Source organism: Kluyvera cryocrescens NBRC 102467 (genome assembly GCF_001571285.1).
Lineage (GTDB): Bacteria > Pseudomonadota > Gammaproteobacteria > Enterobacterales > Enterobacteriaceae > Kluyvera > Kluyvera cryocrescens.
Genome location: NZ_BCTM01000027.1, coordinates 18,102 through 38,589, shown reverse-complemented (window position 1 = coordinate 38,589; position 20,488 = coordinate 18,102). Strand labels below are relative to the sequence as shown.

The following is a 20,488-nucleotide window of genomic DNA, read 5'->3' as shown; positions in this document are numbered from 1 at the left end:
TTTACGGTAAACAAGTCGGCTTAAGCCGGTATAAATAATAAGAATGTGGAGAATCACATGAGCGCAAATGCGGAGACTCAAGCCCCGCAGCAACCCGCCAATAAGAAAGGTAAGCGTAATCGCATCCTTATCTTGTTGACCTTGCTCTTTGTTATTATTGGCATTATCTATGGCAGTTACTGGTTCTTAGTCTTGCGTCATTTCGAGGAAACCGATGATGCATACGTGGCGGGTAACCAGGTTCAAATCATGTCGCAGGTATCGGGCAGCGTAACCAAAGTCTGGGCAGATAATACCGACTACATCCAAAAGGGTGACGTGCTGGTAACGCTTGACCAGACCGATGCCCAGCAGGCCTTTGAAAAAGCGCAGACCACGCTGGCTTCCAGCGTACGTCAGATGCGTCAGCTGATGATCAACAACAAGCAGCTGCAGGCCAACATTGAGATCCGTAAAACGACCCTGTCACAGGCGCAAACCGACCTTAACCGTCGTATTCCGCTGGGCAGCGCCAACCTGATTGGCCGCGAAGAACTGCAGCACGCCAGAGATGCAGTGACCAGCGCTCAGGCGGCTCTCAACGTTGCGATTCAGCAGTACAACGCAAACCAGGCCATGATCCTTGGCAGCACGCTGGAAGAGCAGCCAACCGTTCGTCAGGCGGCAACCGATGTGCGTAACGCGTGGCTTGCGCTGCAGCGTACCAAAATCGTCAGCCCGATGAGCGGCTATGTCTCCCGTCGTTCCGTACAGCCTGGCGCGCAGATTAGCCCAACCACCCCGCTGATGGCCGTGGTCCCCGCCAGCAACCTGTGGGTTGATGCGAACTTTAAAGAGACGCAGCTTGCGCATATGCGTATTGGCCAGCCGGTGACCGTGATCAGTGATATTTACGGTGATGACGTGAAGTACACCGGTAAAGTGGTCGGTCTGGACATGGGTACCGGTAGCGCCTTCTCCCTGCTGCCGGCGCAGAACGCGACCGGTAACTGGATTAAGGTCGTCCAGCGTCTGCCGGTTCGTATTGAACTGGATGCCGATCAGTTGGCGAAACATCCGCTGCGTATTGGCCTGTCTACGCTGGTCAAAGTGGATACTTCTAACCGCGATGGACAGATGCTGGCTAACCAGATCCGTACCAGCCCGGTTTACGAAAGTAACGCGCGTGAAATCAGCCTCGATCCGGTCAACAAGCTGATCAACGACATCGTCCAGGCCAACGCCAACTAATGCTGGGGTGCGCGTAATGCAACCGCAAAAACCGCTAGAAGGCGCGCAGCTGGTCATTATGACCATTGCGCTGTCGCTTGCGACATTCATGCAGGTGCTGGACTCCACCATCGCCAACGTGGCTATCCCCACGATTGCCGGTAACCTTGGCTCGTCACTGAGCCAGGGGACATGGGTTATTACCTCATTCGGGGTGGCGAACGCCATCTCGATCCCCATTACCGGCTGGCTGGCCAAGCGCGTCGGCGAGGTTAAGCTGTTCCTGTGGTCAACCGTTGCCTTCGTGATTGCCTCATGGGCATGCGGGATGTCCACCAGCCTTAGCATGCTTATCTTCTTCCGCGTTATTCAGGGGATTGTCGCCGGGCCGCTGATCCCGCTGTCGCAGAGTCTGCTGCTGAGCAATTACCCGCCGGCTAAGCGCTCAATCGCGCTGGCGCTGTGGTCGATGACGGTCATCGTCGCGCCAATCTGCGGGCCAATTCTCGGCGGTTATATCAGCGATAACTATCACTGGGGCTGGATATTCTTCATCAACGTGCCTATCGGTGCGCTGGTGGTGATATTAAGTCTGCAGAGCCTGCGGGGACGCGAAACGCGAACCGAACAGCGCCGTATCGACGGCATTGGTCTGGCGCTGCTGGTCCTGGGTATTGGTAGCCTGCAGGTGATGCTCGACCAAGGGAAAGAGCTCGACTGGTTTAACTCCACCGAGATCATCGTATTAACCATAGTGGCGGTGATATCGCTGAGTTTCCTGATCGTCTGGGAGCTGACCGACGACAACCCGATAGTCGATCTCTCGCTATTTAAATCGCGAAACTTTACCATCGGCTGTTTGTGTATCAGCCTCGCCTACATGCTCTACTTCGGCGCCATTGTTCTCTTGCCGCAGCTATTGCAGGAGGTTTACGGCTATACCGCCACCTGGGCAGGCCTGGCCTCGGCGCCAGTTGGGGTGATACCGGTTCTTCTGTCGCCGATTATCGGCCGCTTTGCCCATAAGCTGGATATGCGTCGTCTGGTGACCTTTAGCTTTATCATGTACGCCGTCTGCTTCTACTGGCGTGCCTACACCTTCGAGCCGGGAATGGACTTTGGCGCATCCGCATGGCCACAGTTTATTCAGGGCTTCGCCGTCGCGTGCTTCTTCATGCCGTTGACCACCATCACGCTCTCCGGGCTTCCGCCTGAGCGCCTGGCGGCCGCATCGAGCCTGTCGAACTTTACGCGTACGCTGGCCGGTTCTATCGGGACCTCAATAACGACAACCCTTTGGACCAACCGCGAAGCCATGCACCACGCGCAGCTCACTGAGTCTGTGACGCCGTTCAACCCGAATGCCCAGCAGATGTACGATCAACTGCAAAGCATGGGCATGACGCAGCAGCAGGCCTCTGGCTGGATAGCCCAACAGATAACCAACCAGGGGCTGATCATTTCAGCCAACGAAATCTTCTGGATTTCGGCAGGGATCTTCCTGGTGCTGTTGGGGCTAGTGTGGTTTGCCAAACCGCCGTTCGGTGCCGGCGGTGGTGGCGGAGGCGCTCACTAAAGAAAAAGCCAGCTCATCAGAGCTGGCTTTTTTTATCTATCGATAGCCAGAAGAGCAGAGAAAACCTGAGTCAGGTGCTGCTTCTTGCGCCTCATCGGCAGTCAATGGTTGAGGCTTGTTTTCACCCTCCCCCATCACCAATAAACAAAAACCCCGGAGAGACCCCAGGGTTTTAGCCGTTTATGGCTGTGAAACTAGATGTGCAGTTCCTGCAGCGTCTCTTTTGGCAGCGCCAGTTCATCATTGCTATTGATGCGCACACCGCGGTCTATAATGTGACGCGCGATATCCTGCGCTTCGCTCAGAGAGTGCATCTGGTAAGTACCGCACTGATAGACGTTCAGCTCAGGAATTTGCTTTTGATCCTTCACTTTCAGGACATCGGCCATCGCGGCTTTCCAGGCATCCGCAACGCGCTGCTCGTCAGGCGTGCCGATAAGGCTCATGTAGAAGCCGGTACGGCAGCCCATTGGCGAGATATCGATAATTTCAACGCCGTTACCGTTCAGGTGGTCACGCATGAAGCCGGCAAACAGGTGCTCAAGGGTGTGAATGCCTTTTTCTGGCATCACTTCCTGGTTTGGTACGCAAAAACGCAGGTCAAAAACCGTGATTGCGTCGCCGTGCGGGGTATTCATCTTCTTCGCCACGCGAACGGCTGGGGCTTCCATACGGGTATGATCGACTGTGAAGCTATCTAACAACGGCATTTCGTAACCTCCGATATCACCTTCATGCTCCCGAGCGCTGCACTTTTTTTCTATCGAGTTAATATTTTAACTCATTGAATAGAATCAACTTTATGCACTACGCTTCGTTCTGCTTCAGGATAATGTGATTTTTTTTAAAATAAACTGAACTCTTTGTTCCTATGCCAGTCTCAGTATATGAAAGACGCGCATTTGTTATCATCATCCCTGATTCAGAGATGTATATTTTGGCCACAGTGATGTGGCCTTTTTCTTTTGTATCAAGCGTGTCTTGCCAGCAGAGCTTCAAACGATTCGCTATCCGCTTCTTCAATCTGACGCTGACGTTCTCTGGACGCATCGCGTTCCTTCGCGAAATCCTCTTCGCTCAACACTTCTAACGGCTCTTCACGCAGCATCGTGCGGTACTGTTCCGCCAGAGCTTTACCGGTGCCACCAATCCCACTCTCAAGCATAGAACGCAGAATGCGAGCGGAGAAGGTTAATTCTGGATTATCAAAACAAGCTACCAGCTGATCGCAAACTTTTTGATACTCGCTGCCGCCGTTCATGCCGTCCAGCGTCTGTGCGACGCGCTTCAGGTCATGGAACAGATCCTTACCGACTTTAGTCAGCGGGAACTGCGCGGTTTCACAACCAATGCCCAGCGTCAGACCCGGTTTGCGCCCTTCCAGAATTACGCGATTCCAGTTGGTACGGGTACACAGCAGTTCATCGCTGCTCATTTCCGGCGCATCGGCCAGTACGCACCACACCATGAACAGGTCCAGGAAGCGGATCTGCTGCTCGTCTACGCCAATTGGCGAGAACGGGTTGATGTCGAGCGAACGAACTTCGATGTATTCGATGCCGCCGCGCAACAGCGCATCAGACGGCGTTTCACCGTCACGCGTCACGCGTTTTGGACGAATCGGCGCATACAGCTCATTCTCAATTTGCAGAATGTTGCTGTTAATCTGCAGATGCTTGCCGTCTTTCTCAAGACCAATGCGCGCATACTCTTCCGATGGCGTTTTGATCGCCCGCTTTAATCCTGCCACATACTCGTGCAATTCGTTAAACGTAATTCCGAGATTGCTTTGCGACTTATTGGTATAACCCAGATCGCTTAAGCGCAGCGACGTCGCGTAAGGCAGGTAATACATACCGCAGTCGGTTTTCTCAAACGGCAGCGTCGTCGGCTTACCCTGCAGGAATGAAGAGCAGATAGCCGGAGAAGCACCGAACAGATACGGTATAACCCAGCCAAAACGATAATAGTTACGAATCAGGCGGAAATAGCCTGCCGATATCGCTTCTTTATCGTGTACACCGCACTTCGCCTGCCAGAATGCCATCGGCAGCGAGAAGTTATAGTGAACGCCGGAGATAGTCTGCATCAACGCGCCGTAGCGGTTCTTCAGCCCTTCACGGTACAGCGTCTTCAGGCGACCGACGTTAGAGGTGCCGTACTGCGCCAGTTCGATATCCTGACCCGGCGCGATATAGCACGGCATACTCAGCGGCCACATACGTTCGTCACCCAACTGACGCGCGGTATAACGGTGCACGTCACGCAGTAGCGTCAGCATATGATCAATATCGCCATCCACTGGGGTGATAAACTCAAGCAGCGCTTCTGCGAAGTCAGTGGTGATCCATTTGTGGGTCAGCGTGGAGCCTAACGCCTCTGGGTGGCCTGTTGTTGCCAGTGAGCCATCTGCATTAACACGAAGAGTTTCACGCTCAAGACCGCGCTGGATCCCCTTAAGAGCCTGAGGATGTTTTTCCAGCCAGGACAGCGCCTGTGATACGTCCGGGATCAAATTGACCTCCCGCCTGTCGAATTCATTTTATTAAGCATAATTGTCATCGTGGAGATGGGGACTAGTCCACCAACCATCCAATTAGTGCCACCACGTCATGCCCTGGAGCGTCAGCGCCGCCACAACGACGTAGCGCAACGCTTTACCAAGGCATAAAAAAAAGAGTACCGGTCCCCAGGAAATACGCATCCACCCTGCCAACAGGCACAGCAAATCGCCAATTACCGGCATCCAGCTCAACAGTAGCGTAGCCGCGCCGTAGCGACGTAGCCAGCCTACTGCCTTTTCCTGCCAACGCGATGTTTTGCGTAATGGGAAAAAACGACCAAGAATAACGTTAGTTGCCCCACCAAGGCTATTACCCATTGTTGCTATTGCTACTAAAAGCCAAGGTTTACTGGCTCCGGAAAGTAACAATGCAACCAATACCGCTTCGGAGTTCCCTGGCAGCAGCGTCGCGCTAAGAAAGCTGCTTGCAAACAGCGACCCTAGCGCCAGAAGTTCATTCACAACAGACGCACGTCAACGGCATCCATTCCCGCGGCCGCAGCCGCCTGAAGGCCAAAATCAGCATCTTCAAACACCACGCAGCGTTCTGGCGCCACGCCCATACGTTCGGCGCACAGTAAGAAGGTGTCCGGCGCAGGTTTATGCTGCTTAACGTGATCGGCCGCGACAACGGCCGCAAAATAGTGGCGCAGGCCTAAATGCGCGAGCAGAGCCTCGGCAATCGCGCTTTCGCTCCCGGTCCCAACAGACATTGGGCGGCGGCCATGCCAGGCTTTTACGACGTCAATGAGCGGTAAAGGCGTGACGGAATCCAGCAGCATCTCTTTAACCGCCTGCGTTTTTTCACGCGCGAGAAGATGGGGATCCAGATCGGCCTCATGGCTCTCGATGATAGCCTGCGCAATACGCCAGGTCGGTGAGCCGTTAAGCGCCACCATGGCCTGTTCGTCAAAACGCATACCGTAGCGACCCAGCACTTCTTTCCATGCCTTACGATGCGTCGGTTCGGTATCAAGGATGGTGCCATCCATATCAAAAATCAATCCAGCGTAGCGCTCGTACATCGTCTTCTCACCCATCGGATAATGTCTTGTTACTTTATCGCAAATAGGCCGCATTGTCGCTGCCAGCCGTAGAGACAACAAAGGCGCCTGATGGCGCCTTTAAATTGCTAAAGTTCGAGAATTATTTAATTTTCATGTCGTTCTCAACGACTCTCACGCCCTGAACCTGGCGCGTCAGCTCCACCGCGCGATTCGCATCAGCAGAAGACGACACAAAACCGCTCAACTGCACGCGGCCTTTGAAGGTTTGCACGTTAATCTCGCTGGATTTAATGTTTTTGTCACCGAACAGCGCGGTTTTCACTTTGGTGGTGATGACCGTGTCATCAATGTAGCCACCGGTACTTTCCTTGGTTGACGAACCCGCACAACCAGACAGCGAGATTGCCACCAAAAGCGCTGCACAAAACGCTGCCATTGCTTTGAACCATTTCATGGATTTCTCTCCTTGCAGTAGTGTCGCCAAAATATGGGCGGATATACTCTAAATAATTCGAGTTGCAGGAAGGCGGCAAGTGAGGGAGTCCCGATGAGCTTACTAAAGTAAGTGATTCGGGTGAGCGAGCGCAGCCAACGCACATGCAACTCGAAGTATGACGAGTATCCAGCGATAAATTATAGAGGAAAGAATAGGTTGCCAATGAGAAAAGTGTGAATTTAACGTTCAGAAAAAAATGAGATGTTGAAGTAAGGGAAGTTCAGAGATGAAGATAAGATTGATGTATTGAGAGGGGGAAGATGGTGCATCCAGGAGGATTCGAACCTCCGACCGCTCGGTTCGTAGCCGAGTACTCTATCCAGCTGAGCTATGGATGCATCAGGTTACTGCTTTACTACTGATACTCTATACCGCGAATGCCGTACAAAGTAAAAGATGGTGCATCCAGGAGGATTCGAACCTCCGACCGCTCGGTTCGTAGCCGAGTACTCTATCCAGCTGAGCTATGGATGCATCAGGATTACTGCTTTACTGCCGATACTCTATACCGCTAACGCCGTACAAAGTAAAAGATGGTGCATCCAGGAGGATTCGAACCTCCGACCGCTCGGTTCGTAGCCGAGTACTCTATCCAGCTGAGCTATGGATGCATCAGGATTTACTGCTTTACTACTGATACTCTATACCGCTAATGCCGTACAAAGTAAAAGATGGTGCATCCAGGAGGATTCGAACCTCCGACCGCTCGGTTCGTAGCCGAGTACTCTATCCAGCTGAGCTATGGATGCAAATGGCGGTGAGGCGGGGATTCGAACCCCGGATGCAGCTTTTGACCGCATACTCCCTTAGCAGGGGAGCGCCTTCAGCCTCTCGGCCACCTCACCAACACGCCTCTTGCGAGTGCTTCGAGTTTCTCGTTAAGAGCTTCTCGTCGCTGCGTGGCGCACATATTACTTTCTGGGACTTATAAGTCAAACAATTTTCCGCAGATTTTTATCGATTGCACATTTCACACGCAATAAGGCGTTAAAAAAGGCAAAACGGGCGTTTTATCAACAGATAAATTGCGATTCCCGCCGTAAAACCTCAGCAAGAAATTACGGTACAGAGTCAAATTATAGTGGCGAAAATGACGAATAGAGGGAACAGCCGGAATGAAGAGAAAGATTGAAGCGAGAAATTTGGAGGATTTGGGGATTTGCGTCTCACCCGCTGGGTGAGACGCGAGAACTTAGTAACTGGACTGCTGGGATTTTTCAGCCTGGATACGCTGGTAGATCTCTTCACGGTGAACGGAGACCTCTTTCGGGGCATTTACGCCGATGCGTACCTGGTTACCCTTCACCCCTAAAACTGTCACAGTGACCTCATCTCCGATCATGAGGGTTTCACCAACTCGACGAGTCAGAATCAGCATTCTTTGCTCCTTGAAAGATTAAATGAGTCGGGTCTCTCTGTATCCCGGCATTCTCCATCATATAACGCCAAAAGGTCAGCGATGACAAACACCTTATGTGTAAGCAGTCACGGCATCACATTCTGTTAAATGTAAGTCTAGCCGATTTACATGACTTCAACCTGACTTTATCGTTATCAGTACCGCATATGCAAGGCGCCGTAACATATAACGTTAAGGCGCCCGCATGCAGTTATCGTTATTACAATTTAGCGCTTACCCAGCCTTTCACGCTGGCCAATGCAGCAGGGAGAGCAGACGCGTCGGTACCGCCAGCTTGCGCCATATCCGGACGACCGCCCCCTTTACCACCCACCTGCTGGGCGACCATACCAATCAGCTCCCCTGCTTTCACACGGTCGGTCACATCCTTAGACACGCCTGCAATCAGAGAAACCTTACCTTCATCTACCGTTGCGAGGACGATAATCGCAGAACCCAACTGGTTCTTCAGATCGTCAACCATGGTACGCAGCATTTTAGGCTCAACGCCTGCAAGCTCGCTCACCAGCAGATTCACGCCATTGATCGTCTCAGCTTTGCTGGAAAGATTCGCACTTTCCTGGGCCGCCGCCTGCTCTTTCAGCTGCTGCAGCTCTTTTTCCAGCTGACGAGTACGTTCAATAACGCTACGCACTTTTTCGGTGACGTTGTGGCTATCGCCTTTCAGCAGCTGAGCAATGTCGCTTAAACGATCGCTTTGTGCGTGCAGAGTGGCAATTGCGCCTTCACCGGTTACCGCTTCGATACGACGCACACCTGCCGCCGTACCGGACTCGGACACGATACGGAACAGACCGATATCACCGGTACGTGAGGCGTGGGTACCGCCGCACAGCTCGGTTGAGAAGTCGCCCATGCTCAGTACGCGCACGTGGTCATCGTATTTCTCGCCGAACAGCGCCATTGCGCCCTTCGCTTTCGCCGCTTCGAGATCCATGATGTTGGTTTCGATTGGCAGGTTGCGACGGATCTGGGCGTTGACCAAATCTTCAACCTCGCGAATTTCTTCCGCTTTCATGGCTTCGTTATGAGAGAAGTCGAAGCGCAGGATTTTGTCGTTAACCAGCGAGCCCTTCTGTGCCACGTGCGTGCCCAGAACCTGGCGCAGCGCCGCGTGCATCAGGTGGGTTGCCGAGTGGTTCAGACGAATACGGGCGCGGCGTGTATCATCCACATCTGCCTGTACTGCATCACCCACCTTCAGCGCGCCGTTAGACAGCTTACCGAGATGCCCGATTGCCTGGCCGTATTTCTGGGTGTCGCTGACCGCAAAGCTAAAGCCAGCGCCTTTCAGTTCACCTTTATCGCCAACCTGACCACCGGATTCCGCGTAGAATGGCGTCTGGTCCAGAACAACAACCGCTTCCTGACCGGCAGCGATAGAGTCGACCGCTTTACCGTCAACAAACAGCGCAGTGACTTTGCCGTTCAGTTCCAGGTGGTCGTAGCCTTTAAATTCAGAAGCACCGTCAACGCGGATCATTGCGTTGTAGTCAGCGCCAAAACCGCTGGATTCACGCGCACGACGGCGCTGTTCTTCCATTGCGGCTTCAAAGCCTGCTTCGTCGACCTTGATGTTGCGTTCACGGCAAACGTCCGCCGTCAGGTCAACCGGGAAGCCGTAGGTATCGTACAGACGGAATGCAGTTTCACCGTCCAGCGTATCGCCGGAAAGCTTAGACAGCTCTTCATCAAGCAGCGCCAACCCGCGCTCCAGAGTACGAGCAAATTGCTCTTCTTCCGTTTTCAGAACCTGCTCAACCTGCGCCTGCTGGCGTTTCAACTCTTCGCCAGCGGAACCCATCACGTCAATCAGCGGGCCAACCAGCTTGTAGAAGAAGGTCTCTTTCGCGCCCAGCATGTTGCCGTGGCGGATTGCGCGACGAATGATGCGGCGCAGCACGTAGCCGCGGCTTTCGTTTGATGGCATAACGCCATCGGCAATCAGGAACGCACAGGAACGAATATGGTCCGCGATAACGCGCAGGGATTTATTCCCCAGATCGGTTGCGCCAGTGACTTTAGCGACAGCGTCGATAAGCTTACGGAACAGGTCGATTTCATAGTTAGAGTTAACGTGCTGCAGAACAGCAGTAATACGCTCTAAGCCCATGCCGGTATCTACGGACGGCTTCGGCAGCGGTTCCATAGTGCCGTCAGCCTGACGGTTGAACTGCATGAAGACGATATTCCAGATCTCAATGTAGCGATCGCCATCTTCTTCTGGTGTTCCCGGAGGGCCACCCCAGATGTGGTCGCCGTGATCGTAGAAAATTTCGGTGCACGGGCCGCATGGGCCAGTGTCACCCATCTGCCAGAAGTTATCAGAGGCGAACGGCGCGCCTTTGTTGTCGCCGATGCGGATAATGCGCTCACGTGGGATACCAACTTCTTTTTCCCAGATTTCATAAGCTTCATCATCGGTTTCGTATACGGTGACCCACAGACGCTCTTTCGGCAGCGCAAACCAGTTCTCACCGGTCAGCAGTTCCCATGCGTACTGGATTGCATCGTGTTTGAAGTAGTCACCGAAGCTGAAGTTACCCAGCATTTCGAAGAAGGTGTGGTGGCGTGCGGTATAACCGACGTTTTCCAGGTCATTGTGCTTACCGCCTGCACGCACGCAACGCTGCGCGGTGGTCGCGCGCGAATAATTACGCTTGTCGAGGCCAAGGAACACGTCCTTGAACTGGTTCATCCCGGCATTGGTAAACAGCAGAGTAGGGTCGTTATTCGGCACCAGGGAGCTGCTATCGACTACCTGATGGCCTTTACTTTGGAAAAAGTCGAGAAACGCCTGACGGATCTCAGCGGTGCTCTTGCTCATAATTATCCTGAAATCAAGCTAAGGGATATTCGTCGCAGAGGCGAGGTGCTGTAAAAACACCCCGCCCCGGACGGAAAAAGTGGGAATAAGATAAGTTTTCTTTAAAGGGAAGTAAAATCCCCCGTGCGGTCAATCCGCAAAATTTCGCCATATTTCCTGGATATCTTCCATCAGATAGCCGCGGTAGAGCAAAAAGCGCTGGATTTTAACCTTTTCCGCAAAGACGGTTGGCAGCGGGTCACCGTATTTTCGTAACGCCTGGTCACGAGCCAGTTGCACCCAGTCAATTTCGCACTCGCGCATTGCCTGCTCAATGGCCTCACGCGCAATACCCTTTTGTCCTAGCTCCTGACGAATACGCGCAGGCCCGTATCCCTTACGGCTACGTCCAGCCATAAATTGCTGCACAAAGCGGCTATCGTCGAGATAGCGGTTTTCAAAACACCATGCGACAACATTTTCAACGTCCTCTGGCGGCGCATCGATGGGTTCCGGACCATTCTTCCCCATTACCGGGGCAGTTAGCTTACGTCGCAGCTCCTGTTCGCTGTGATCGCGCATTGCCAGAATGCGGATAGCGCGATCTAACAGACGAGCATAGGCAGAACGGCGCGGGGTATTGTCAGTCATTCTCTTCCTGCCGTAGTGATAAAAGCAAAAGGGCTGCATAAGCAGCCCTTCGTTTAATTCTGACTTTCGAGATTATCAGAAGTCTTCTTTGGTTTCTTCAACGCTGTTGTTATCAACAACGAAGTCCGGCGTAGAGTCCTGGTTATTGAGCAGCAGTTCGCGCACTTTCTTCTCAATTTCTTTCGCCGCAGCCGGGTTCTCTTTGAGCCAGGTGATAGCGTTCGCTTTACCCTGACCAATTTTGTCGCCGTTGTAGCTGTACCAGGCGCCTGCTTTTTCAATCAGCTTCTCTTTCACGCCCAGATCGACCAGCTCACCGAGGAAGTTGATACCTTCGCCGTAAAGAATCTGGAATTCAGCCTGTTTGAACGGAGCCGCAATTTTGTTCTTCACAACCTTCACGCGGGTTTCGCTGCCGACAACGTTGTCGCCCTCTTTCACCGCGCCAATACGACGGATATCCAGACGAACAGAGGCATAGAATTTCAGCGCGTTACCGCCGGTGGTGGTTTCCGGGTTACCGAACATCACGCCAATTTTCATACGGATCTGGTTGATGAAGATCAGCAGCGTGTTGGACTGTTTCAGGTTACCGGCCAGTTTACGCATTGCCTGGCTCATCATACGTGCCGCAAGACCCATGTGAGAATCGCCGATTTCGCCTTCAATTTCCGCTTTTGGCGTCAGTGCCGCAACGGAGTCAACAACGATAACGTCTACGGCGCCTGAACGCGCCAACGCGTCACAGATTTCCAGAGCCTGTTCGCCCGTATCTGGCTGAGAACACAGCAGGTTGTCGATATCGACGCCTAGCTTGCGTGCATAAACCGGGTCCAACGCGTGTTCGGCATCGATAAACGCACAGGTTTTACCTTCACGCTGTGCCGCGGCGATAACCTGCAGCGTCAGAGTCGTTTTACCGGAGGATTCTGGCCCGTAGATTTCGACGATACGCCCCATTGGCAGGCCGCCTGCACCCAGCGCGATATCCAGTGAAAGCGAACCGGTGGAGATAGTTTCCACATCCATGGAGCGGTCTTCACCCAGACGCATGATGGAGCCTTTACCGAATTGCTTTTCGATCTGGCCCAGCGCTGCCGCCAACGCTTTCTGTTTGTTTTCGTCGATAGCCATTATTACTCCTGTCATACCGGGTGTTACCGGATAGTGAATTCTGTTCTGTTAAGGCAATTATACTGTATGGTCATACAGTATCAAGTGTTTTGTAGAAATTGTTGCCAGAGAAGATTTAGCGCATAGGCGGTCGCCTGTCGGCGCACCGATTCCCGGTCTCCGGTGAAACATTCACGCTGGGTTACGCCCTGCCCATTGGCGCTGGCGACGCCAAACCACACGGTTCCCACCGGCTTTTCTGCGCTGCCGCCGTCAGGCCCAGCAATACCGCTGACCGAAACCGCATAATCAGCACGTGCCGCACGCAGCGCGCCAATCGCCATCTCAACCACCACCGGTTCACTTACCGCGCCGTGCTGTTCAAGCGTCACTTCCCGAACGCCGATCATCTGCGCTTTGGCTTCGTTGCTGTAGGTCACAAAGCCGCGTTCAAACCATGCAGAGCTCCCGGCAATGTCGGTGATGGTTTTCGCAATCCATCCGCCGGTGCAGGACTCTGCGGTGGTCATCGTTGCGCCACGCGCCTTTAGCGCCAGACCAACCTGCTCGCTCAGCTGCATTAATTCGGAATCTGTCATTATCACTCCGCTTTCGCCAGATAAAGAGGCCATCAAAGATAGCACTTTCAGGGGAGATATGGGGACGGGATAACAATTTTACGAGAGGGGTTCAGAAAATGACGGCGATGCGCAAAGTCTGCTTTTTCGGATAGCTGCCCGCTTGCGCGAGTGACACAATCGGATGACACAAGGAAGACTTCTCCACGAGGTTATCAGGAATGGTTAGAACCGCGATCGGCTCCAGCGAACTCAATAAGGCCATACGGCTACGCCGCATTTTAATCGCCTGCGGCATCTGTATATTACTGACCGTTGTCCTGCATCTGTTTACCCGGCCATTTTATATGCTGTATGAAGGCATTGAGACCCTGCTCGGCATAAGCAGTCTGGTCATGGGCATAAAGCAGAGCAAAACCATCAAAGCGTTGCAATCTCGACAGCATATACAATAGTAAAACCGGCCCAACGGGCCGGTTATTTTAGCGCATGCTGGCAGCAATCAGCTCAACGTTATGACGTAGCATCTTCACGTAGCTATCCGCTACGCCGCCCGCTTTCGACAGCGCTTCCGGATACAGTTCCCCACCCGGTTGCGACCCCGTTGCCGTAGCGATTTGCTTCACCAGGCGCGGATCGAGCTGATTCTCCATAAACCAGGTATGCACACCATCGGCTTTAATCTGCTTGATAAGCGCAGCCACCTGCGCGGCGCTGGCTTCGCTTTCCGACGACAGCCCCTGCGGCGCGAGGAAGGTCACCCCATAGGCACGAGAGAAGTAGCCAAATGCATCATGGCTGGTCAGCACTTTCCGTTTAGCCTGAGGAATACCGTCAAACTGTTTTTTTGCCCAACCGTCGACTTCATTGAGCTGACCGATATAGCGCTCACCGGTGGCTTTCAGCGCCGCGCTATCCTGCGGGTCAGCCTTCACCAGTCCATTGAGGATATTCTGCGCATACAGCGCACCGTTTGCCGCGCTGTTCCAGGCGTGCGGGTCAGTCACCGTTTTTCCGTCTTCATCCAGCGTATGGGTTTTCACCCCGGTGGAGGCCACAACCAGCTCGCCCTTGAATCCGGACGCCTTAATCAGTCTATCCAGCCATCCCTCCAGCCCCAGACCATTCACCACCACCACATCTGCTTTGCTGAGCAGCGCGCTATCTTTAGGAGACGGCTCGAACGTGTGCGGGTCGCCATCCGGTCCAACAAGCGTATCCACATGCACGTGTTCACCGCCCACCTGCTGCACCATGTCACCCAACACCGAAAAACTGCTAACGATGTTAAGCGTTTTTGCCATAGCCCCCTGCGCGGCCAGGCCTAACGCCAGCGCCAGAAAAATTCCACTACGTTTCATCACTTTCCCCTCATCCCATTAATTTGCGCCAGCCAACGGTCAGCCGGCTATGCGTGCCAAAAAATACCGAAACAAAAAAGATGCCGCTGGCGGTGAGAACGATGGAAGGCCCGGCAGGCAGATTCGCAGCCCAAGACAGGCTCAAACCCAGCCACGCACAGATGCTGCCAATCCCCGCCGCCAGCAGTAAAATGGCGGGCAACGTTCGCGCCCAACAGCGCGCTGCAATAGCAGGCAACATCATCACTCCCACCGCCATCAGCGTGCCCAGCACTTGAAACCCTGCCACCAGGTTAAGCACCAGCAGCGCCAGAAACAGGCCGTGCAATACCGCGGGGAGCCAGCGCGCATTGACCTGTAGCCAGTCGCTGTCAAACGCCTCACTCACCAGGCCACGGTAAAACAGCGCAATACAGATGAGCGTGAGGCTAGCAACTCCCGCGACAAACAGCGTCGCGTCGTTATCCACCGCCAGAATCGAGCCGAACAGCAGATGCAGGAGATCAACGCTGGAGCCACGCAAAGAAACCAGCGTGACGCCCAGCGCCAATGAACCAAGATAGAATCCGGCAAAGCTGGCATCCTCTTTTAGCGGCGTGCGTCGGCTTACCCATCCCGCCACCAGCGCAACGATGATGCCGGCAATAAACCCGCCAACGGTCATTGCCAGCAGCGACATGCCATTCACCAGGTAGCCCACAGCAACCCCAGGTAAAATCGCGTGCGACAGCGCATCCCCCATCAGGCTCATTCGTCGCAGCAGTAAAAAGACACCGAGGATGGTGGTGCTCAGCGAAAGCGCGAGGCAGACCACCAGCGCCCGACGCATGAAACCGAACTCAATAAACGGCTGAAAGAAGGTATGCCAAATCATGCCAGCCTCACGGATTGAAAGGCGGGAAGGACATCGGTCGTATGCCCCCAACAGGCGTTGTTTGGCGTCAACAGCAGCGTTTCCGGGAAAAAATCGGCCACGCGTTGGTTGTCGTGCAGCACTGCCAGCACGGTTTGCCCCTGCTGATGCATCTCCTGAATCACCGCCATCAGGTCATGGCTGGTCGCTTCATCAATGCCAGTGAACGGTTCATCGAGCATCACCAGCGGCGCCCGCTGCACCAATACGCGGGCAAAGAGCATGCGCTGAAACTGGCCGCCGGAGAGCGCTTCTATCGGCGCTTTCGCCAGCGTGGCCAGCCCGACCCTCACCAGCGCGGTATGAATACGCTCACGGACATCACCGCGCAGACCGCGCAGCAGCGAAACTCGCGGCCACGCCCCCTGACTCACCACATCCAGCACCGTCAGCGGAAACTGCGACTCCAGCGAGTGGCGCTGCGCCAGCCAACCGATCGCTGGCCGCGACGGCGTCCAGCGGACAACACCGCTGACCGGAGGGATAAAACCCGCCAACGTTTTTAACAATGTAGATTTGCCGCAGCCGTTCAGGCCGACAATCGCCGTCATACTGCCTTTGGGGATTGTGCCGCTCAGCGATGGCGTAATTGCTATGCCCTCATAGCCTGCCACCAGGTTGTCCAGTTCAATCATGGTAGCGCTACCGCCCACCAGACAGCCAACCACAGCAGCAACAGCAATGCGCAGGACAGCGCCAGCCGTGCCCAAGCAGACGCCATAAAAACAGAAGTGAACATCTTCGCCTCATTATCTAATGTTATAACATAACAATATGAGATTAGCGCTAAGATGTAAACGGCAGGAAATGATGCAAAATGTTACAGGCATCCCTCGGGATGAAGGGATGCCTTGGGAAAGGTATTACTGACCGCGAGCCTGCGCTACCGACAGCCCCAGCTGCCAGACCGCCATCGCGTAATGAGTGCTATGGTTGTAACGGGTGATGGTGTAGAAGTTTGGCAGGCCGTACCAGTACTGGTATCCAGTGCCGACATCCAGCCGAAGCAGGCTGGCTTGCTGGTGATTGCCTAAAGACTGCATCGGCGTTAACCCCGCTGCTGCCAACTGCGACACGCTGTATTTAGTTTTGAAGCCGTTCTCCAGCCCTGGAGCCTGGCCCATCGCCTGCACCGCCACTGTATCACCGCTCACCCAGCCGTGCTGTTTGAAGTAGTTCGCTACGCTGCCGATGGCATCTTCCGGATCCCACAGGTTGATGTGTCCATCACCATTGAAATCAACCGCATACTGTCGATAGGACGACGGCATGAACTGACCATAGCCCATCGCCCCGGCGAAAGAACCTTTCAGATCCAGCGGGTCATCTTTTTCATCACGCGCCATCAGCAGGAACGTTTCCAGCTCGCCGGAGAAATACTCAGCACGACGCGGATAGTTGAAGGAAAGCGTCGCCAACGCATCAAGAATACGCGTTTTCCCCATCACGCGCCCCCAGCGCGTTTCTACGCCGATAATCCCGACGATAATTTCCGGCGGCACGCCATAAACCTGCTGGGCGCGCTGCAATGCGGCCTGATGCTGGTTCCAGAACGCCACGCCGTTCTGCACGTTATCCGGCGTAATAAACTGTTTGCGATAGCGCAGCCAGGCACCGTTCGGGCCAGTTGGCGGCAGGCCGGTCGGCGCCTGTCGGTCCATCAGACGTAAAACGTAATCCAGACGCTTCGCCTGCGAGAGGATTTCGTGCAGCTGCTGTCGGTCAAATCCATGCTTGCTCACCATCTTATCGATGAACTGCTCTGCCGCCGGGTTGTTGGCAAAATCCCCGGTCGGAATCAACGCATTATGCTGGGGTTCAAGAAGAAAACCGCCGGAGGTAGTTGCCGGTGATTCAGCCGTTTTCGGCTTGCTGCTACAGGCAGCGAGCAGGACACACAGGGGGAGTAAAGCCAGAACGCGACGCTTCAACATGAGACTTCCATTTAACAATATCAGCAAGAGTTAAATATGGTAAAGCATCCGCCTCTACACAAGGAAGCACTGGAAGAGCTCATGGGAAAAAAAACTCTGCACAGACGCTATCCATGATGCAATCGATACTCTGATACGGCGTAATGCTTTATTATCGCGGCGCAAAACTGGACCGTTTGACGCGCTAATTATCGGAGAAAGTGATGAGTGATTTTTTGTTAGAGGCCGGGCGTAAGGCCCTGTTACTGGAACTGCAGGAAGCTAGCAGCCTACCCGACCGTCTTGACGAGACCTTTGTTCAGGCGGCCAACGCCGTACTAAACTGCAAAGGCAAACTGATCGTATCCGGCATGGGCAAATCCGGCCATATTGGCAAAAAGCTGGCGGCCACCTTCGCCAGCACCGGCACACCCGCCTTCTTTGTCCACCCCGCAGAAGCGCTACACGGTGACTTAGGGATGGTAGAAAGCCGCGACGTGATGCTGTTTATCTCGTACTCCGGCGGTGCCAAAGAGTTGGACCACATTATTCCGCGCCTGAAAGAGAAATCTGTCGTACTGCTGGCGATGACCGGCAAAGCCAACTCGCCACTGGCGCTGGCAGCAGACGCCGTGCTGGATATCGCCGTTGAGCGTGAAGCCTGTCCGATGCACCTGGCCCCAACCTCCAGCACCGTCAACACGCTGATGATGGGTGACGCGCTGGCGATTGCCGTGATGCAGGCGCGCGGCTTCAATGAAGAAGATTTTGCCCGCTCTCACCCGGCTGGCGCACTCGGTGCCCGTCTATTAAACCGCGTGCATCATCTGATGCGTCAGGGTGACGATATTCCGCAGGTGACCATCCACGCTAGCATTATGGATGCGATGATGGAATTGAGCCGGACCGGGATGGGCATGGTCGCCGTCTGTGACGACCAGTCTCAGGTGCAGGGGATCTTTACCGACGGCGACCTGCGTCGCTGGCTGGTCAGCGGTGGCACGCTGGCGGACATCGTGACTGCAGCGATGACCAAAGGCGGCGTGACGCTTAACGATCAGGCGCGCGCCATTGATGCCAAAGAACAGCTGATGAAGCTGAAAATCAGCGCCGCGCCGGTGGTCGATGAAAACCACCGTTTGGTCGGTGCCATTAACCTGCAGAGCTTCTACCAGGCAGGGATCCTTTAATCCTTTAATCCTTTAGCCCCAGACGCTTCGCCAACCTATGCAGGTTGGCGACGTCTGTCTCCAGCGACCGCGCGCTAGCCGCCCAATTATGCTGATGCGTCTCCAGCGCATTGCGGATCATCTCCCGCTGAAAATGCTCAGTGGCTTCGCGCAGATTGCTGACCGCCGCGATGGGCGTTGACGCGGGTATTTCGGCAACCGCCGTACTCATTACCCCCTCCTGAAACGCAAAGTGCTGCACTTCCAGCACCACTTCCCCACTGCTGCGGGCCGCCCGCGCCAGAACCACCGCGCGGTGCACGGCATGTTCCAGCTCACGCACATTTCCCGGCCAGCCGTAGTGTTGCAGATGCGCCCGCGCGGCCGTACTTAGCACCACGCGCGACAGCCCAAGACGCAGCCGACACTGCTCGCAGAAATAGCCCGCCAACAGCACTACATCGTCACCACGCTCCCGCAGCGGCGGCACGAACAGCGGAAATACGCTGAGACGATGGAACAGGTCAGCGCGGAAATTACCCGCCAGCACTTCATCACGCAGGTCACGGTTGGTGGCAGCCAACACCCTAACGTCCACGCGCAGGCTGCGATCGTCGCCCACGCGCTGAATATCGCCATACTGTAAAACGCGCAGCAGCTTGGCCTGCAGCGCCAGCGACAGCTCGCCAATCTCATCAAGGAACAGCGTACCGTTATCCGCCATTTCAAACTTGCCGCTACGGTTGCTGATGGCACCGGTAAACGCGCCCTTTACGTGGCCAAACAGCTCGCTTTCGGCCACGCTTTCCGGCAGCGCGGCGCAGTTCAGGTACACCAGCGGGCTGACCGCGCGCGGCGAACCTTCATGAATCGCTTTTGCCACCAGCTCTTTGCCGGTGCCGGTTTCGCCGCTAATCAGCACGTTCAGATCAGAGGCTGCAACAATCTCAATCTCTTTTTTCAGCTGCATCATGCCCGGCGACAGGCCAATCATCTGCGTCTCTTTGACCTGTTCAAAGTCGCTCGCCGAACCGGGCAGCATGTTCTGGCTTTCCAGTTGCTCGATCAGTAGCGCATTACTCAACGCCCCCGCCGCCAGCGCGGCAATCAGCCGCAGCTCTTCGTTGCTAAAGACATCAAACTGATCCGGCGACATACCGTCGAGGGTCAGCGCGCCAATTAAATTTTGGCCAGCAAACAGCGGCAGGCCGATACAGGCGTGGACTTTTAAGCTCTCCTGGCCGGGTATCAAGCCATCGTAGGGATCAGGTAAATCGCTGTCGGCGGGGAAACGCACCACGTCGCCGGCGCGGGCGATGGCCTCCAGACGCGGGTGCCCTTCCAGCGTAAAGCGCCTGCCGAGCACATCTTTGGCCAGCCCATCAATCGCCAGCGGAATAAACTGCCGCGCGTCATAGCGCAGCAGCGCCGATGCATCGCACTCCAGCACCTGGCGCAGCGTGGTGATCAGCCGCTGAAAGCGGTCCTGATGGCCTACACCGCGCTGTAATTCAATGGCGATGCCTGCCAGCACGTCAACGGAAAAGCTCATGGCAACCTCACAGTCATTTTGACAATACATGATGTCATATTGACAATATCAAGCATAGTCATTTTGACTAACAATAAAGAGGTGTAATTTATTAATTTCATATAAATCAATTAATTAAAAAGTTGGCACGCAGCCTGCAATAAGCAAAACATCTTTTTTGA

19 protein-coding genes and 5 tRNA genes are annotated in these 20,488 nt (G+C 54.5%); 4 read left to right on the top strand and 20 right to left on the bottom strand.

All coding sequences use genetic code 11. The annotated features are described in order from the left end of the window. Positions 1-57 precede the first annotated feature (57 nt). Together emrA and emrB are read left to right on the top strand one after the other, a co-directional pair. On the top strand, positions 58-1,230 hold the full coding sequence (emrA, locus tag KCR01S_RS18065; protein ID WP_061284471.1) for a multidrug efflux MFS transporter periplasmic adaptor subunit EmrA: 1,173 nt from the start codon (positions 58-60) through the stop codon (positions 1,228-1,230). Between the two features lie 16 nt (positions 1,231-1,246). Next, positions 1,247-2,785: a multidrug efflux MFS transporter permease subunit EmrB gene (gene emrB, locus KCR01S_RS18060; RefSeq protein WP_061284470.1), complete on the top strand. Its 1,539-nt coding sequence runs from the start codon at positions 1,247-1,249 to the stop codon at positions 2,783-2,785. A 194-nt stretch (positions 2,786-2,979) separates the two neighbouring features. Here the strand turns inward: emrB and luxS are convergent, their stop codons facing one another. The 15 genes from luxS to pncC form a co-directional block, all read right to left on the bottom strand. Further along, positions 2,980-3,495 carry an S-ribosylhomocysteine lyase gene (gene luxS / locus KCR01S_RS18055; protein WP_061284469.1) on the bottom strand — a complete coding sequence of 172 codons (516 nt, stop codon included), beginning with the start codon at positions 3,493-3,495 and terminating at the stop codon, positions 2,980-2,982. A gap of 260 nt (positions 3,496-3,755) precedes the next feature. Then, positions 3,756-5,300 (bottom strand): glutamate--cysteine ligase, encoded by a 1,545-nt coding sequence (gene gshA, locus KCR01S_RS18050; RefSeq protein ID WP_061284468.1) that lies wholly within the window; start codon positions 5,298-5,300, stop codon positions 3,756-3,758. Between the two features lie 81 nt (positions 5,301-5,381). Then, positions 5,382-5,810, bottom strand: coding sequence for a YqaA family protein (locus KCR01S_RS18045; RefSeq protein WP_061284467.1), 429 nt, complete (start codon positions 5,808-5,810; stop codon positions 5,382-5,384). Then, entirely contained in the window at positions 5,807-6,373 is a 567-nt protein-coding gene (yqaB, locus tag KCR01S_RS18040) for a fructose-1-phosphate/6-phosphogluconate phosphatase (RefSeq protein WP_061284496.1), read from the bottom strand. The genes KCR01S_RS18045 and yqaB overlap by 4 nt, the downstream gene beginning before the upstream one ends. 121 nt (positions 6,374-6,494) lie before the next feature. Beyond that, on the bottom strand, positions 6,495-6,809 hold the full coding sequence (locus tag KCR01S_RS18035) for a BON domain-containing protein (protein WP_061284466.1): 315 nt from the start codon (positions 6,807-6,809) through the stop codon (positions 6,495-6,497). 303 nt (positions 6,810-7,112) lie between these two features. Further along, positions 7,113-7,189: transfer RNA gene (locus tag KCR01S_RS18030), tRNA-Arg, on the bottom strand. Positions 7,190-7,248: 59 nt separating this feature from the next. Continuing rightward, positions 7,249-7,325: transfer RNA gene (locus tag KCR01S_RS18025), tRNA-Arg, on the bottom strand. A gap of 60 nt (positions 7,326-7,385) precedes the next feature. Continuing rightward, positions 7,386-7,462 (bottom strand) — tRNA-Arg (locus KCR01S_RS18020). Between the two features lie 61 nt (positions 7,463-7,523). Then, positions 7,524-7,600, bottom strand: a tRNA-Arg gene (locus KCR01S_RS18015). A gap of 3 nt (positions 7,601-7,603) precedes the next feature. After that, positions 7,604-7,696 (bottom strand) — tRNA-Ser (locus tag KCR01S_RS18010). 347 nt (positions 7,697-8,043) lie between these two features. After that, entirely contained in the window at positions 8,044-8,229 is a 186-nt protein-coding gene (gene csrA, locus KCR01S_RS18005) for a carbon storage regulator CsrA (RefSeq protein WP_000906486.1), read from the bottom strand. Between the two features lie 241 nt (positions 8,230-8,470). Beyond that, the gene (alaS, locus tag KCR01S_RS18000; protein WP_061284465.1) at positions 8,471-11,098 is read right to left on the bottom strand and encodes an alanine--tRNA ligase; all 2,628 of its coding nucleotides are present in this window, start codon (positions 11,096-11,098) and stop codon (positions 8,471-8,473) included. Between the two features lie 129 nt (positions 11,099-11,227). Further along, positions 11,228-11,728, bottom strand: coding sequence for a recombination regulator RecX (gene recX / locus KCR01S_RS17995; RefSeq protein WP_061284464.1), 501 nt, complete (start codon positions 11,726-11,728; stop codon positions 11,228-11,230). A gap of 75 nt (positions 11,729-11,803) precedes the next feature. Beyond that, entirely contained in the window at positions 11,804-12,862 is a 1,059-nt protein-coding gene (recA, locus tag KCR01S_RS17990; protein ID WP_061284463.1) for a recombinase RecA, read from the bottom strand. Between the two features lie 80 nt (positions 12,863-12,942). Beyond that, on the bottom strand, positions 12,943-13,440 hold the full coding sequence (pncC, locus tag KCR01S_RS17985) for a nicotinamide-nucleotide amidase (protein WP_061284462.1): 498 nt from the start codon (positions 13,438-13,440) through the stop codon (positions 12,943-12,945). Positions 13,441-13,640: 200 nt separating this feature from the next. On the opposite strand from pncC, the gene KCR01S_RS17980 reads away from it, so the two are divergent. Then, positions 13,641-13,874, top strand: coding sequence for a hypothetical protein (locus tag KCR01S_RS17980; protein WP_061284461.1), 234 nt, complete (start codon positions 13,641-13,643; stop codon positions 13,872-13,874). A gap of 27 nt (positions 13,875-13,901) precedes the next feature. Here the strand turns inward: KCR01S_RS17980 and KCR01S_RS17975 are convergent, their stop codons facing one another. From KCR01S_RS17975 to mltB, 4 genes are all read right to left on the bottom strand, one after another. Next, positions 13,902-14,780, bottom strand: coding sequence for a metal ABC transporter substrate-binding protein (locus KCR01S_RS17975; protein ID WP_061284460.1), 879 nt, complete (start codon positions 14,778-14,780; stop codon positions 13,902-13,904). Positions 14,781-14,790: 10 nt separating this feature from the next. After that, a complete protein-coding gene (locus KCR01S_RS17970; RefSeq protein WP_061284459.1) occupies positions 14,791-15,654 on the bottom strand; it encodes a metal ABC transporter permease in 864 nt (287 codons plus the stop codon). Then, positions 15,651-16,361: a metal ABC transporter ATP-binding protein gene (locus KCR01S_RS17965; RefSeq protein ID WP_167348837.1), complete on the bottom strand. Its 711-nt coding sequence runs from the start codon at positions 16,359-16,361 to the stop codon at positions 15,651-15,653. The genes KCR01S_RS17970 and KCR01S_RS17965 overlap by 4 nt, the downstream gene beginning before the upstream one ends. Before the next feature lie 195 nt (positions 16,362-16,556). Further along, the gene (mltB, locus tag KCR01S_RS17960; protein ID WP_061284458.1) at positions 16,557-17,627 is read right to left on the bottom strand and encodes a lytic murein transglycosylase B; all 1,071 of its coding nucleotides are present in this window, start codon (positions 17,625-17,627) and stop codon (positions 16,557-16,559) included. 203 nt (positions 17,628-17,830) lie between these two features. Here mltB and gutQ point away from each other — a divergent pair, with 203 nt between their 5' ends. Next, a complete protein-coding gene (gutQ, locus tag KCR01S_RS17955; protein WP_061284457.1) occupies positions 17,831-18,796 on the top strand; it encodes an arabinose-5-phosphate isomerase GutQ in 966 nt (321 codons plus the stop codon). Between the two features lie 4 nt (positions 18,797-18,800). Here gutQ and norR read toward each other — a convergent pair whose 3' ends face one another. After that, positions 18,801-20,327, bottom strand: coding sequence for a nitric oxide reductase transcriptional regulator NorR (gene norR, locus KCR01S_RS17950; RefSeq protein WP_061284456.1), 1,527 nt, complete (start codon positions 20,325-20,327; stop codon positions 18,801-18,803). Positions 20,328-20,488: the final 161 nt, after the last annotated feature.

Excerpts from the sequence above, each read along its gene's own strand:
- emrA (WP_061284471.1), top strand. The coding sequence starts at position 58 with ATGAGCGCAAATGCGGAGACTCAAGCCCCGCAGCAACCCGCCAATAAG.
- emrB (WP_061284470.1), top strand. The coding sequence starts at position 1,247 with ATGCAACCGCAAAAACCGCTAGAAGGCGCGCAGCTGGTCATTATGACC.
- luxS (WP_061284469.1), bottom strand. The coding sequence starts at position 3,495 with ATGCCGTTGTTAGATAGCTTCACAGTCGATCATACCCGTATGGAAGCC.
- yqaB (WP_061284496.1), bottom strand. The coding sequence starts at position 6,373 with ATGTACGAGCGCTACGCTGGATTGATTTTTGATATGGATGGCACCATC.
- KCR01S_RS18035 (WP_061284466.1), bottom strand. The coding sequence starts at position 6,809 with ATGAAATGGTTCAAAGCAATGGCAGCGTTTTGTGCAGCGCTTTTGGTG.
- csrA (WP_000906486.1), bottom strand. The coding sequence starts at position 8,229 with ATGCTGATTCTGACTCGTCGAGTTGGTGAAACCCTCATGATCGGAGAT.
- alaS (WP_061284465.1), bottom strand. The coding sequence starts at position 11,098 with ATGAGCAAGAGCACCGCTGAGATCCGTCAGGCGTTTCTCGACTTTTTC.
- recX (WP_061284464.1), bottom strand. The coding sequence starts at position 11,728 with ATGACTGACAATACCCCGCGCCGTTCTGCCTATGCTCGTCTGTTAGAT.
- recA (WP_061284463.1), bottom strand. The coding sequence starts at position 12,862 with ATGGCTATCGACGAAAACAAACAGAAAGCGTTGGCGGCAGCGCTGGGC.
- pncC (WP_061284462.1), bottom strand. The coding sequence starts at position 13,440 with ATGACAGATTCCGAATTAATGCAGCTGAGCGAGCAGGTTGGTCTGGCG.
- KCR01S_RS17980 (WP_061284461.1), top strand. The coding sequence starts at position 13,641 with ATGGTTAGAACCGCGATCGGCTCCAGCGAACTCAATAAGGCCATACGG.
- KCR01S_RS17975 (WP_061284460.1), bottom strand. The coding sequence starts at position 14,780 with ATGAAACGTAGTGGAATTTTTCTGGCGCTGGCGTTAGGCCTGGCCGCG.
- KCR01S_RS17970 (WP_061284459.1), bottom strand. The coding sequence starts at position 15,654 with ATGATTTGGCATACCTTCTTTCAGCCGTTTATTGAGTTCGGTTTCATG.
- mltB (WP_061284458.1), bottom strand. The coding sequence starts at position 17,627 with ATGTTGAAGCGTCGCGTTCTGGCTTTACTCCCCCTGTGTGTCCTGCTC.
- gutQ (WP_061284457.1), top strand. The coding sequence starts at position 17,831 with ATGAGTGATTTTTTGTTAGAGGCCGGGCGTAAGGCCCTGTTACTGGAA.
- norR (WP_061284456.1), bottom strand. The coding sequence starts at position 20,327 with ATGAGCTTTTCCGTTGACGTGCTGGCAGGCATCGCCATTGAATTACAG.